This window comes from Streptomyces mutomycini (assembly GCF_001700505.1).
In the GTDB taxonomy this organism is placed as follows: domain Bacteria; phylum Actinomycetota; class Actinomycetes; order Streptomycetales; family Streptomycetaceae; genus Streptomyces; species Streptomyces mutomycini.
In genome coordinates, this window is the sequence record NZ_MAPV01000018.1 from 1 (window position 1) to 13,226 (window position 13,226).

Annotated in this window: 14 protein-coding genes; 8 read left to right on the plus strand and 6 right to left on the minus strand. The window is 71.7% G+C overall.

Annotation, left to right across the window (positions count from 1 at the left end):
* Positions 1 to 69: 69 nt before the first annotated feature.
* The 4 genes from BFF76_RS02325 to nadE are packed head-to-tail and all read right to left on the minus strand — an operon-like array spanning position 70 to position 3,190.
* A complete protein-coding gene (locus BFF76_RS02325) occupies positions 70 to 1,065 on the minus strand; it encodes an aldo/keto reductase (RefSeq protein ID WP_031093262.1) in 996 nt (331 codons plus the stop codon).
* Positions 1,066 to 1,111: 46 nt separating this feature from the next.
* A complete protein-coding gene (gene pip, locus BFF76_RS02330; RefSeq protein WP_065846980.1) occupies positions 1,112 to 2,086 on the minus strand; it encodes a prolyl aminopeptidase in 975 nt (324 codons plus the stop codon).
* Between the two features lie 45 nt (positions 2,087 to 2,131).
* Positions 2,132 to 2,305, minus strand: a complete 174-nt coding sequence (locus BFF76_RS32830; RefSeq protein WP_158709606.1) for a DUF3592 domain-containing protein — start codon at positions 2,303 to 2,305, stop codon at positions 2,132 to 2,134.
* 54 nt (positions 2,306 to 2,359) lie between these two features.
* On the minus strand, positions 2,360 to 3,190 hold the full coding sequence (gene nadE / locus BFF76_RS02335; protein ID WP_031093258.1) for an ammonia-dependent NAD(+) synthetase: 831 nt from the start codon (positions 3,188 to 3,190) through the stop codon (positions 2,360 to 2,362).
* A 299-nt stretch (positions 3,191 to 3,489) separates the two neighbouring features.
* Between nadE and BFF76_RS02340 the strand changes: the two genes are divergently transcribed.
* From BFF76_RS02340 to BFF76_RS02365, 6 genes are all read left to right on the plus strand, one after another.
* Positions 3,490 to 3,984 (plus strand): hypothetical protein, encoded by a 495-nt coding sequence (locus BFF76_RS02340; RefSeq protein ID WP_031093257.1) that lies wholly within the window; start codon positions 3,490 to 3,492, stop codon positions 3,982 to 3,984.
* A 208-nt stretch (positions 3,985 to 4,192) separates the two neighbouring features.
* Positions 4,193 to 5,002: an ABC transporter ATP-binding protein gene (locus tag BFF76_RS02345; RefSeq protein ID WP_107418383.1), complete on the plus strand. Its 810-nt coding sequence runs from the start codon at positions 4,193 to 4,195 to the stop codon at positions 5,000 to 5,002.
* A gap of 3 nt (positions 5,003 to 5,005) precedes the next feature.
* Positions 5,006 to 6,340, plus strand: coding sequence for an ABC transporter permease (locus tag BFF76_RS02350; protein ID WP_031093253.1), 1,335 nt, complete (start codon positions 5,006 to 5,008; stop codon positions 6,338 to 6,340).
* Between the two features lie 286 nt (positions 6,341 to 6,626).
* On the plus strand, positions 6,627 to 7,052 hold the full coding sequence (locus tag BFF76_RS02355; protein WP_065846982.1) for a hypothetical protein: 426 nt from the start codon (positions 6,627 to 6,629) through the stop codon (positions 7,050 to 7,052).
* 165 nt (positions 7,053 to 7,217) lie between these two features.
* Entirely contained in the window at positions 7,218 to 8,228 is a 1,011-nt protein-coding gene (locus BFF76_RS02360) for a hypothetical protein (RefSeq protein ID WP_065846983.1), read from the plus strand.
* A gap of 263 nt (positions 8,229 to 8,491) precedes the next feature.
* Positions 8,492 to 9,133 (plus strand): TetR/AcrR family transcriptional regulator, encoded by a 642-nt coding sequence (locus BFF76_RS02365; protein WP_053930599.1) that lies wholly within the window; start codon positions 8,492 to 8,494, stop codon positions 9,131 to 9,133.
* A gap of 30 nt (positions 9,134 to 9,163) precedes the next feature.
* Here BFF76_RS02365 and BFF76_RS02370 read toward each other — a convergent pair whose 3' ends face one another.
* Positions 9,164 to 10,132 carry an endonuclease/exonuclease/phosphatase family protein gene (locus BFF76_RS02370; protein ID WP_031093244.1) on the minus strand — a complete coding sequence of 323 codons (969 nt, stop codon included), beginning with the start codon at positions 10,130 to 10,132 and terminating at the stop codon, positions 9,164 to 9,166.
* A 167-nt stretch (positions 10,133 to 10,299) separates the two neighbouring features.
* Here BFF76_RS02370 and BFF76_RS02375 point away from each other — a divergent pair, with 167 nt between their 5' ends.
* Positions 10,300 to 11,532 (plus strand): SUKH-4 family immunity protein, encoded by a 1,233-nt coding sequence (locus tag BFF76_RS02375; protein ID WP_065846985.1) that lies wholly within the window; start codon positions 10,300 to 10,302, stop codon positions 11,530 to 11,532.
* A gap of 79 nt (positions 11,533 to 11,611) precedes the next feature.
* Here the strand turns inward: BFF76_RS02375 and BFF76_RS02380 are convergent, their stop codons facing one another.
* Complete coding sequence (locus BFF76_RS02380) at positions 11,612 to 12,370, minus strand: GDSL-type esterase/lipase family protein (protein WP_244167202.1); 759 nt, start codon at positions 12,368 to 12,370, stop codon at positions 11,612 to 11,614.
* On the opposite strand from BFF76_RS02380, the gene BFF76_RS02385 reads away from it, so the two are divergent.
* The coding region (locus BFF76_RS02385) for a hypothetical protein (protein WP_065846987.1) at positions 12,369 to 13,226 on the plus strand (858 nt) is incomplete at its 3' end. The two genes, BFF76_RS02380 and BFF76_RS02385, sit on opposite strands and share 2 nt — an antisense overlap.

Here is a 13,226-nt window from a genome sequence, read left to right on the forward strand (position 1 = left end):
CGCGTGCGTGCGGCCTCCGCCCTCGGAGTCAGCCTCCGAGGGCGGAGGCCGCACGCACGCGCCGCGTTCCTACCAGGCGAAGTTCTCCGGCGACGGGCCCGGACCCGGGAAGATCTCGTCCAGGGCCGTCAGTACCTCGTCCGACAGCTCCAGCTCCACCGCGCGCAGCGCCGAGTCGAGCTGCTCGCGGGTGCGCGGCCCGGAGATCGGGCCGGTGACGCCGGGCCGGGTGAGCAGCCAGGCCAGGCCCGCCTCGCCCGGCTCCAGACCGTGCTTCTCCAGCAGGTCCTCGTACGCCTGGACCTGCGCCCGCACCTTCGGGTCGGCCAGCGCGTCACCGGAGCGGCCGGACGTGGACCGGGCGCCGCCGCCGTCGCGCTCCTTGCGGATCGCGCCGCCGAGCAGCCCGCCGTGCAGCGGCGACCAGGGGATGACCCCGAGACCGTACTCCTGGGCTGCCGGGATGACCTCCATCTCGGCGCCGCGCTCCATCAGGTTGTAGATGCACTGCTCGCTGACCAGCCCGTAGCTGCCCCGCCGGGCGGCCCGCTCGTTGGCCTGGGCGATCTTGTAGCCCGAGAAGTTGGACGAGCCCGCGTAGAGGATCTTGCCCTGCTGGATCAGTACGTCGATGGCCTGCCAGATCTCGTCGATCGGGGTGTCCCGGTCGACGTGGTGGAATTGGTACAGGTCGATGTGGTCCGTCTGCAGCCGCTTGAGGCTGGCGTCGACGGCGCGGCGGATGTTGAGGGCGGACAGCTTGTCGTGGTTGGGCCACGCCTCACCGTCCGCCGCCATGTTGGCGTAGACCTTGGTGGCGAGGACGACCTTGTCGCGGCGGTCGCCGCCCTGCGCGAACCAGGTGCCGAGGATCTCCTCGGTGCGGCCCTTGTTCTCGCCCCATCCGTAGACGTTCGCGGTGTCGAAGAAGTTGACGCCCGCCTCCAGGGCGGCGTCCATGAGTGCGTGGCTGTCGCTCTCGTTGGTCTGGGGGCCGAAGTTCATCGTCCCCAGGACGAGGCGGCTGACCTTGAGTCCGGTGCGTCCGAGCTGCGTGTACTTCATGGGGCCCCAGCCAACTCCTTCGAGCGCGCTCGAAGCAAGAGGGGTCTCAGGCGCGTCGCGCGAACCGGTCGATCGCGGCGAGTACCGCCCGCCTGGTCGCCGGGCCGCCCAGGTGCCCCGCGTCGTCGATCACGGTCAGTTCGGCGTCCGGCCAGGCCCTGGCCAGCTCCCACGCGGTGATCAGCGGGCTGTCCAGGTCGAAGCGGCCGTGCACCAGGACGCCGGGGATGCCCGCGAGGCGGCCGGCGTCACGGATCAGCTGCCCCTCCTCCAGCCAGGCGCCGTGCGAGAAGTAGTGCGCGCAGAGCCGGACGAGCGCCTGCTGGTCACGGCCGGGCCGCCCGCCGTACGGGGACGGACCGGTGTACGCCTCCTTGGAGATCACCACGTCCTCCCACGCGCACCAGTCGGCGGTCGCCCTCGCCCGTACGTCAGGGTCGGGGCTCTCCATCCGCCGGGCGTACGCGGCGACGAGGTCCCCGGGCCCCTCGGCCTCGGGGACTCCGGCCCGGAACAGGTCCCAGGCCTCGGGGAAGAGCTGCCCGGCGCCCCGGTACAGCCAGTCGATCTCGCTGCGCCGGGTCGTCGTCACGGCCTCGATCACGATCTCCGAGACACGCTCCGGGTGCTGTTCGGCGTACGCGAGGATCAGCGTGGAGCCCCATGAGCCCCCGTGCAGCAGCCATGCGCCGATGCCGAGGTGCGTGCGCAGGAGCTCCATGTCGGCGATCAGGTGCGCCGTCGTGTTGTGCCGCATGTCGGCGGCGGGGTCGCTCGCGTGCGGGGTGGAGCGTCCGCAGTTGCGCTGGTCGAACTGCACGATGCGGTAGAGGTCCGGGTCGAAGTACTGCCGGCCCCGGTCGTTGCACCCCGAGCCCGGTCCGCCGTGGACGACGACAGCGGGCTTCCCGTCGGGGTTGCCGCAGACCTCCCAGTACACGAGGTTCCCGTCGCCCACGTCCAGCATTCCCTGGTCGTACGGCTCTATGGGCGGGTACTTCTCGTCCGGCTTCCGGTCCACTGCCGCATTTTCCATTTCTCTCGGCCCGCGCGGTCGCACGGGCGGTCAGCCCTGGGTGCGCACGACCACCAGGATGAGCAGTGCCACGGCCACCAGGCCCATCATGTCGTAGTGCTTCCACAGCGGTTTCCGGGAGACGGCCACTGTCTCCGCGCGCCCTGGGGCCGCCGGATCGTAGAGCACGGCGACGCCGTCCCCGTCGCGCGTCCCTGGGGGCACGGCGCTCTCTCCCGCACTGTGTGTCCGGGCGATGCCGGAGGGGCCTCAGTGGTTTCAGGGGGCGATCGGCAGCCGGCGCTTGTGGTCGGTGAGGCGGTAGCGGCTGACGATCGTGTCGAAGGTCCGCTCGTCCACCGGCTTGCCCTCCAGGAAGTCGTCGATGGCGTCGTAGGTGACCCCGAGCGCGTGCTCGTCCGCCTTGCCCGGGTCGAGCGTCTCCAGGTCGGCCGTCGGCACCTTCCAGACCAGCTCGGTGGGTGCGCCCAGCGCCTCCGCGACGGCGCGTACCCGGCGCTTGGTCAGTCCGGTCAGCGGGACGAGGTCGGCGGCGCCGTCACCGAACTTGGTGAAGAAGCCGGAGACCGCCTCGGCCGCGTGGTCCGTGCCGACGACGAGGCCGTTGTGCGCTCCGGCCACCGCGTACTGCGCGATCATGCGCTGCCGCGCCTTGACGTTGCCGAGCACGAAGTCCTGGTGCTGGGGGTCGCGGAAGCTCACGTCGGCGGCGAGCAGGGACCCCTGCGTTGCGTCGCTCGCCGGCTTGATGTCCACGGTCAGCACGTGGTCGGCCTGGATGAAGGAGAGCGCGAGCTGGGCGTCGTGCTCGTCGGCCTGGACGCCGTAGGGGAGGCGCATCGCGTAGAACCGCGCCTCGTGGCCCCCGGCCCGCGCGCGCTCGACGGCGAGCTGGCAGAGCCTTCCGGCGGTGGTCGAGTCCACGCCGCCGCTGATGCCGAGCACCAGGGAGCGCAGGCCCGTCGAGGTCAGGCGCTCGGCGAGGAAGGCCACGCGGCGCTCGATCTCCTGCGCGGCGGCGAAGGTCTCCGACACCTCCAGCTCCCGGGCGATCTCCTGCTGCAGGGCGATGTCCGCCGGCTCGCTCACGTCTGCTCCTCGGTCCGCTTCACGATCAGGTGTCGCGCCCAGCCTACCCAGGGCCCTTCACGGCTCAGGGGCCGGTGACACCGGCGGAGCCGGGGCGCCGACGGCGGCCCCCGGGACCGCCCGGACGTCCGGGGACCGGTCCGCACCGTCCTGACCCGACCTGACGGTTTCGTGGCACGAGAGCGGAGCCGGGGTGCGGCCCGGGCGGCCTCCCGACCATCGTGGAAAACTGGGCGGAGGCCCAGTCGGGGCCGGCCCGTGAGGCCCGCGATACAGCAATACGACGAGGAGGCCGCAGCGTGAACGCCACCCCGCAGGTGATGGCCGTGTTGGACGAGCTCCTCGTCTCCGCCGCCCCGGGCGAGCGCGGAGCCCTCTGGCATCTCGCGGAGCAGGGGCGGGAGTTGGACGCCAACGTCGTCCATCTGCCGCCGGACGCCGGGGTGGGTGAGCACCAGGAGGACGTCCTGGACGTGCTCCTCGTCGTCCTCGCGGGCGGCGGCAGTCTGCGTACGGGCGCCGGCGACACCCTGGAGCTCGCCCCGACGAAGGTCATCTGGCTGCCGCGCACCTCGCGCCGCGCTCTGGAGGCGGGGCCGGAGGGGCTGACGTACCTCACGGTGCACCGCCGCCGCCCGGGACTCACGATCAAGCAGGCCGTGCGCGCTCCGGCGTACGAGGGCGGCGAGGCGCCCTGCATGCTGGACCTGGTGTGCCCGGAGTGCGGGCGGCTGTCGGCGGACCGGGCGCCGAGGTTCTGCAGCGCGTGCGGGGAGGCGTTCCCGGAGCGCTGAGGAAGCGCAGCTCCTACCTCACGCCGGGGAGCGGAAGGGCTCCTCCGGCCGGGGGCTGTCCCCCCGGGAGGGCGTACATGGGTCCCCACCCCCACGACGGGTGTACCCAGCGCCACCTCGCACTCGGGGCGTAAGCCCAATGTGCCCGCCCACCCCCGTCCGTAGCGTCGTCGGCATGGCGCAGAACGCGTCCGACGAGCAGAGGGTGATGACCATGTCCGATCGCGAACGGCGGCCCACGACCCGGACCGCCGAGGCTCTGCGGCTGGTGTCGGTGAGCAAGGTGTACGGGACCGGGGACAGCGCGGTGACCGCCCTGGACGGGGTGACCCTGAGCCTCCCGGCCGGGAGTTTCACCGCGGTCATGGGTCCCTCGGGTTCCGGGAAGTCGACGCTGCTCCAGTGCGCGGCGGGCCTGGACCGCCCCGACCGGGGCCGGGTCCTGGTGGCCGGGGAGGAGATGAGCGGCGGCAGCGAGGCGGCCCTCACGAAGTTCCGGCGGGACCGGATCGGCTTCGTCTTCCAGCAGTACAACCTGCTGCCGACCCTGACCGTCGAGGAGAACACCTCGCTGCCGTTGCGGCTGGCCGGCCGGAAGACGGACCGGGACCGTGTCCGCGCGATCCTCACGCAGGTGGGGCTCGGTGAGCGTCTCGGGCATCTGCCCGACGAGCTCTCCGGCGGGCAGCGCCAGCGGGTCGCGATCGCCCGCGCCCTGGTCACCCGGCCCGGCGTGATCTTCGCCGACGAGCCGACCGGCGCCCTGGACACGCGCAGCGCACGCGATGTGCTGGGCCTGCTGAGGGAGACCGTCCGGCTGCACGGCAGCACCGTCGTGCTCGTCACCCACGACCCGGTGGCCGCCTCCTACGCCGACTCGGTGCTCTTCCTCGCGGACGGCCGGCTGGCGGGACACCTCTCCGCGCCCACCGCCGAGGCCGTCGCCGAACGGATGACCCACCTCGGTGACCGCGTGGCCGAACGGCGCGCGGACAACGGCCCCCTGATGGAGGTGTGAGCGATGCTGTTCCTGGCCGTGCGCTCGGTCCGTGAACGCCCGGGGCGCTTCCTCGCCACCCTGCTCTCGGCGTTCCTCGGTGCCGTGATCATCATGATGTTCGGTTCCCTGCACGACACCGCGGCGGCTCCCGGGGTCGACGAGGTCAGCTCGGAGTCCATGACCATCTCCGCGAGTGTCGTCGGCGGATACGGCTCCCTCCTCGTCTTCTTCGCCATCGCCTCCACCCTCACCGTCGGCGTCCGCCAGCGCGCAGAGGAGATCCGTCTGCTGCGCCGCACCGGAGCCACCCCCGCCCAGATCTCGCGCATGGTCGTCGGGGAGTCCGCGGTGGTGGCGCTGGCCGGCGCGGTGCTCGCCGTCGGGCCCGCCGTGCTCGGCGGCCGGCTCCTGCTCGACCTGTTCAAGGACGGCGGCATGGTCGCCGCGCACGTCGAGCCCGCCTTCGGCGCCATGGCGCTCGGATCGGGCTTCGGTGTCGCGGTCCTCGCCTCCGTCGGCGCCGCCTTCCTCGCCGTACGCCGGGCCACGAGGACCGGAGCGCACCGCCCGGCCCGCGGCCGGGCCCGCACGCTCGCGGGCTGCGCCGCGCTGGTGGCCGGGACCGGGGGAGTCCTGACCACGTACGCCGTCGACGGCACCGAGGAGATGCTGATGGCGTTCCCCGCCTACGGGGCCATCCTGCTCTCGGTCGGTTTCGCCGTCCTCGCCCCGTCGCTGCTGGGCCGGCTCCTCGAGCTGCTGCGAGGCCCGCTCGCCCTGGTGGGCGGTGCGGGCGGCTACCTGAGCGCGCGCAATCTGCGGCGGCGCGGTGCGGAACTGGCCGGAGTGCTCATGCCGATGATCATCTTCACCGGGGTGGCCACCGCCACCCTCTACATCCAGGGCGTCGAGAGCGACTGGGTGACCAGGTCCGGCCTGGAGAAGACCGTCGAGGACAAGAACGTGGAGACCCTCAACCTGGTCGTCGTCGGCATCATCGTCGTCTTCTCCTGCATCATGCTCGTCAACAGCCTCTACGCCGCCACCTCCTACCGCAGCGGCGAGTTCGGCCGCCAGCGCCTCGCCGGGGCGACACCCGGCCAGGTCCTGGGCGTGGTCGGCTGGGAGGCGGTGATCCTCACGCTGACGGGGCTGGTGCTCGGCACCGTCGCGGGAGTCGCGGGAATCATCCCCTTCACGATGGTCCGCACCGACCAGGTCCTGCCCGGTCAGGGCCCGGCCACCTGGCTGGCCGTCATCGCCGTCGCCACCGTGGTCACCCTCGGCACGAGCCTCGGGACCGCGCGCAGGACGCTCCGTACGCCGGCCATCGAGGCGGTCACCGTCGCCGCGTGACGGAGCGCCCGATGCCGCACGCGCCTGCGCGCCTACGCGCCTGCGGGGCGTCACCCGCGGGCGGCATCGGGCGCGGGCGGTTCAGGGCTGTGCCCGGAGGTTCGTGTCCAGCGCCTCCTGCGACAGCCCCGCACGCTCCCGGTAGAAGCGCGGCAACGCGCCGAACCTCTCCGCGTTACCACTTCCAGGTTCACCGGAGTGCACAACTTCACCCCCTGAGTACACAACAGTGCACAGTCCTCCTGTGACGCTGGTCACGTTACGAGTTCCTCGGCACGCTTGGCTCATGGATCAGAGAAGTTCACCGCCCCCGGTGCCCTGCTGGATTCCGGCGGCGGGTCACGCGCTCCGGCACATCGGCGTCCACTTTGACGCCGTACGCGTCATCGGGCTGGCGGGCGAGCAAGTGGCCTACGAGTTGCTGCAGTTCACCGGCTTTCGAGCCGGCCCGATCGTGCGTTCGGGGGTTGGCGACCGGAGTACGTACTTCCTGCTGCCGCCGCGGAGTGCCGCCGCGTACCGGTGGCCGGCCGGGGCTCGGCTGATAGGGCGGGATCTGCGGTGCGACGCGTTCGTCGGGATTCCGGCGCTGGGGGGCAGGACGTGGCCCCTGGACTGGCGCTCGCGGCCCACGGAGGAATCGCCGTTCGTGGATGCGGCGCTGCTGCACGAGGTGGCGGTGGCTGTCCTGGTGGGGGCAGTTGACCCGTGAGTGGGACAGCGGGGCATATGCGAAACCGCACCGCGCGTGGTGCGGTACCGTAATCGCGCCATAACGTTCCGTGCATGTGTGTGTGCAGTGCGCGGGCGGCCCCCGGGGGTGCTACCAACACCGGTCCGAGGGCCTTCACCCACGAGTGGATGGACCTCCACCGAGATGCTTCGGCATGCTATCGCGCCCTCCCGGCGCTACACGAAGGCTTCGCACGACGTCGTACGCCATGCGCGGCTGACCAGTGACGCGAAGATCCTGCTCCTCGCCGTCCAGGGGCTCCCCGACGAACAGGCCAACCAGCCGCTCAGCGAGCATGCGCGGAGGCTCGGCATCACGGGGCGGGCCTATCAGAAGTCCAAGGAACTACTGGTCGCGCACGGTTACGTCCATGAGTGGCGCGACCAGGGGGCGCGCGGGCGCTGGGTCACGGAACAGTTGCTGTCCAACGTGCCCCTCACGCCCGAGGAGGCGGCGGTACTGCGCCCAGGGCGGGCCGAGGAGTCTCCGAGTGCCCCGGAACCGACGGTCGGTGAACCAGCCGGTCGGGTGGTCGGTCGTCAACTACCGGTAGACGAAGAACAAGAGAAGAACTATCCCCACCCACCCTCCGAAGCCGAGCCGGAAGTCGAGCCGGAGCCCGAAGCGGGGCAGAGCCCGGAAGTGGCGGAAGGTGAGCGCGTCCTGCTGTCGCTCCGTCATGTGCGGCGAGAGCTGTACCTCGGGGTGAAGGAGGCGCGGGGGCTTGCGGAGCTCGCTGCGCGCTGGCTGTCGCGCGGGGTGTCGGCGGGTGAGTTGCGGCGCGTGCTGAGCAGTGAACTGCCGGGTGACGGGGTGCGGTCGGCGGTCGGCTTCCTGCGGTTCAGACTGCTGCACAAGATGCCGCCCGAGCTGCCCGCTGCGGCTTCCCCGCCGCCCGCCGCCGAACTCCCCCGCGTCGCCGACCTGATGACCTGCACCGCCGCGCGTCCGGAGGAGGGGGAGGAGGAGCACGTCTTCCGGCCCCTCTCCGACGAGACCGAGTGCGGTCCGTGCCGCCGACGGGCGGCGAGGGAGCACTGGGCGAGACAGCGGGCCGTGCAGGAGGCCGATCCCGGCTCCCCGCCGTGGCGGGAACGCTTCGCGAACCTCGGCCTCCCGGACTTCGGACCGGATACCGCTCAGCCCGCCCGGTAGCGGAGTCCGCGTCGACGAGAAGGGCGATCATCCGCTGCGTGTGGCCGTTGCCGCCGCTGACCAGGCATTCCCGTACGCCCGTACGAGGAGTCACCGGTACTGGCGGACTGTGCGTGCGACGGCGCGGCGCCGGGCGCGTGCGGCTGGGCGTACCAGGACAATGGCGCAGGCGCCATCCAGAGGCGCCCGAGCCCCTCCCGGCCCTCGTGACCCGCTCAACCACGGGCGTGCGCAACGGACGTGGGGCAGACCAAGGAGGACCCGTGGTGGATGTCCCGGTGGACCGGCTGACCGGCGCTGTCGACGGTGTGCGTGCGCGGGCCCGTGGGAAGCTCCTCGACGCCGGCCTGGAGCTCTTCGGGGTGTACGGCTACGCGCAGACGTCGGAGCAGGCACTGTGCGATACCGCCGGGGTGCCGGAGGAGGTGCTCTGGGAGGAGTTCGGCTCCCGGGAGGGGCTGTTGATGGCCCTGCACAACCAGATCACGACCAGCGGACTGCGGGCGTCGGAAGTGGCCCTGCTCTCCGAGGGGATGGACGACTGTCCGCTGGAACAGCGCTTCCGGCGGCTCTTCGACGCCTATGTGACGGCCGTGACCCGGGACCTGCGCGAGGCGCGGGTGACGTTCGTGGAGGTGCTGGGGGTGAGTCCGGCGGTGGACGCGCACTGCAAGCGGTGGCGTGACCTGTGGACGGACTTCCTGACCGGTGAGGCCGAACGCGCGGCGGTGCGCGGCGAGGTGGAGGAGCGGGACCACCGGGTCGTGGTGATGGTGATGGTGGGGACGGTCCACGAACTCATGGCCCACCACGCCCGCCGCCCGCGCAGGGCGCGGCCGGACGAGGTGTCGGAGGAGCTGACCAAGCTGGGGCTTGCGATGCTCGGGGTCGAGCTGGTGGGCTGACTGCGGAGGTGTGATCCCGGCCGGACCGCTTCAATCCGTGTCCAGCGCGATGTCCGCCGCTATGGGCAGGTGGTCGCTGCCCGTGGCGGGCAGTGACCGCACCCGGGTGACCGTCGCCGACCGGGTCAGGACCTGGTCGATCCGGGCCACCGGGAGCTTCGCCGGCCAGCTGAACGCGAAGCCCGGTCCGGGCGAGGTCATCCGCGAAGTGACAGGTCTCAGACCGCGGTCGTCCAGCGTGCTGTTCAGGTCCCCGAGGAGGATCACCCGGTCCAGGGGCTCGTCGCCGATCGCCTCCCCCAGGAGGGCTGCGCTCGCGTCCCGCCGTCCGGACGTGAGCCCGGTCGTCGGGCCGATCCGTACGGAGGGCAGGTGCGCGACGTACACCGCGACCTCGGCCCGCGGTGTACGGGCCGTCGCACGCATGCCCCGGTCCCAGCCCTCGCCGACGCCCTCCGGCCTGATGTCCACCAGGCGTACGGAGGTGAGCGGGTACTTCGACCAGAGCCCGACCGTGCCCCTCGTCGCGTGGTGGGGATAGTCAGCGGCCAGTGCCGCTTCGAAGGCGGGCAGCGCCGGTGCCGTCAGCTCCTCCAGAGCGATGAGGCCCGCGCCGGTCCCGGCGAGCGCCCGTGCGGTGGCGGCCGGGTCGGCGTTCACATCACTGACGTTGTGCTGGACCACCGTGAACGTCCCGTCCGGAGCACGGTCCCCGGCGGACAGCAGGCCCCCGAAGAGAGCGGACCAGACGACGGCGGGCAGCAGCAGCGCGGTCACGGCCAGGAACGAGCGGCGCAGGAGTGCCGGGACCAGCAGGACGGGGACGGCCAGGCCGAGCCAGGGGCGGAAGGTCTCCAGCAGACTGCCGAGCCGGCCGGGGGAGTTGGGGACCAGGCCGGGGAAGGCGAGCAGGGCGGCCGTCAGGAGGCAGAGTGGGGCGACCGCACGGCCCCGCTGCCAGCTCCAGCCGTGTCCCCGCCCGTCCCGCTTCCGCGCCACTCGCCGTGCTCCCGTCCGGCGCCTCCCCGCGAGGCCCCGCACCGTACGAGAACGCGGGGCCGCCCGGTCCGGTTCCGGCGCCGGGTGAGGGGCGGTTGTCAGTGGTCCTCCTTAGTGTGGTTGTCGTCGGCGAGTTCACCACGGACGAAGCGCTTTGGGGTTGTGTCATGACGGGTACGGGGGCGGGTACGGGGCCGGGTACGTCGGTCGCGGAGGAGTCCATCCATCCAAACATCACGCATGCGGGGACACGGCGGGCTCTCGTCGAGGGCGTGCTGCCGGGCGGGCACGAGATCATGCGGTTCCCCCAGCTCTCCGAGTCACGCATGGTCACGGCGGTCGACCTGGTCGAGGACAGGCATGACCGGGGTGCCCTCGATCCGCGCATAGCGAGCACCGTGGTCGTCGGGCATCTGGCTATGGACGGGGACGAGGCGCAGGCGGTCGTCGTCGACGGGGAGACGGGCCGGGTCTTCAGCCTGAGCATGTGCGCCCCGCAGCACGCCGAGCTGTATCCGCTGGCTCCCTCTCTCGACGCCCTCGGGCGCTTCCTGACGGCTGTCGGTGAACTCGGCTCGCTGAGCGGCCGGTTCACGCACCTGCGGGGCTGCTTCGGTGCCCCGGTCGTCGAGGAGGCCTCGGTGCTCCTGCGCTCCGTCTTCACCGACGAGAACTGGGGCGCGGACGGCTGGGGAGATGTGGAGTGGGAGGGGGAGGTGCCGTCCTTCTGGCGGATAGCCGCGCTGATCCGGCCCATGGCCCTGATCGCGGCTCCTGGCCGGGGACTGCACCTCGATCTGCCGGCGGACTTCATCGAGGAGGAGTTCGGCACGGAGGAGGTCGTCCGGCTCGCCCCCGGGGACCTGCCCGAGGCTCTGGAGCACGAACCGACCCGGCGGTTCCTGACCGAGGTCGGGCTGCCCAAGGACGGGCTCATGTTCTGGCTGGACACGCCCGAGGACATCCTGAAGTCGATGACCGTCGCCAGTGCGGAGAGGCAGGCGAATCCCGACCTGCGGCATCTCAACCTCACCGGGGAGCTGCCGGAGGACTCGGACCGGCTCCTGGTCATCGGCGGCCTGATGCACGACTTCGACACCATCGTCGACGGCCGTACGGGCCTGGTCCACTACGCGCTCATGGACGACGACACGGTGACCCCGGTCAACGCCGATGTGTCGACCCTGGCGTTCACGGTCTGGATGCACAGCCGGCAGCAGAAGCTGGAGAAGGAGTACGAGCTGGCGGGCAGCATGGGGGAGTTCTACCACCAGGTCGCCGACACCATGATCGCTGTGCTGGCCACGGCCGACCCGGTCGCCTGTCTCCCGGCGACCGGCCCCGACGACTACCGCTACTGGCCGGAGGTGTTCCACGACGAGGCGGGCGCCGTGCTGTGACGGCGGGGCGGCGACGACCGGGGCTGCGACGGCCGGGGCTGTGCCGGCGGGGGCTGTGACGGCGGGGGCCGGCGGTGGTTCAGGCGGCCGCCAGCATTCCCGCGTACGGGCCGCCCAAGTTCCAGGCCTGGTGCATCGCGTCGGCCAAGGCTCCGGCCAGCCGGTGTTCGCCGGTGGGGCCGGGGTGGGTGCCGTCGTAGGTGTCCGTGTGGATGTCGTAGTCCGTCGGGTGCGAGGCCAGCAGGACGGGGGACCCGGGGGTGTCCAGGTCGGCGACCGCCTTCGCGAGCAGCGTGTTGAAGCGGTCGCACTCGGCGGCGAAGGGGGCGTCCGTCTCTGCCCGGATGTTCGGTATGACGGGGAGCAGCACCAGCTTGATCCGGGGGTTCGCGGTGCGGGCCGCTGTGATGAACGCCCGTGCGTTCGCGGCTGTCTGGGTGCTGTCCGTGTAGAAGCCGAGGTCTATCAGGCCGAGCGAGACCAGCAGGACGTCGGCGCGGGTCTCCGTGACCGTGTCCGCGATGACGGGGGCCATGTGGAGCCAGCCCTCGCCCCAGCCGGCCAGATGCCGGCGCGCGGGCGCGGGGAAGGCCGCGTCGCCGTACGCGTGGGAGAGCGGGGCGTTCGCCTCGGTGTCGTACAGCTCGGTACGCGGGCCCGTGATCGCGTACCCGCCGTCGCCGAGGGTCGCTTCGAGGTGCTGCCACATCCGGTAGCGCCAGGTGAAGTCGCCGGCCCTGCCCACGGTCATGCTGTCGCCGACGAAGAGAAAACGCATGGCGACATCATGGCGGATCACGCCTTCGGCCTGCGACGTGACAGTGGACACTTGTGCCATGAGATCGCTGCTGACCGTCTCCACCGCCGCCGTCCTCCTGTTTCTGACGGGGACGGCCCCCGCCGTCGCGGACGACGGGGGCGAGGCGGACCGGACCTTCACGATCGAGGACTCCCGGATCACCGAGTCCAGTGGTCTCGCCGCCAGCCGGATCCACCCGGGGGTCTACTGGACGCACAACGACAGCGAGGACGGGCCGTACGTCTACGCCGTGGACTCCAGGACCGGGAAGACCGTGGCGACGATCACCATGAAGGGCGTGGGGGAGCCCCGTGACGTGGAGGCGATCTCGATCGGGCCGGACGGGAATCTCTACGTCGGTGACATCGGTGACAACCTGGACGGCTCCTGGGACCACGTCTGGATCTACCGCTTCCCGGAACCGGAGAAGCTGGCGGACGCCACCGTGCGGGCGACGCAGTTCGACGTGACATACGCGGACGGCGCGCGCAACGCCGAGGCGATGATGGTCCACCCCCGGACGGGGCGGGTGTACATCGCCTCGAAGAACGAGGACGGCGGCGGTCTCTACGAGGGCCCGGAGAAGCTGACGGCAGGCCGGGACAACGTCTTCCGGCGGGTGGGTGAGGTGCCGTGGGTGACGGACGGGGCGTTCTCGCCGGACGGGAAGAACCTGGTGCTGCGCTCGTACTTCAGCGCCCGTGGCTACGCCTTCGGGAACGGCCGGCTCGGTGCCGACCAGGCCGTGAGCGTGCCGTTCCAGGGTCAGTCCGAGTCGGTGACGTACACGGCGGACGGCTCGGCGATGATGTTCGGCTCCGAGGGCGAGCGCAGCGAGGTGGTGCGCGTGGAGGTGCCGGGGGGCGGGGGCAGCGGCGGGACGCCCTCTCCGAAC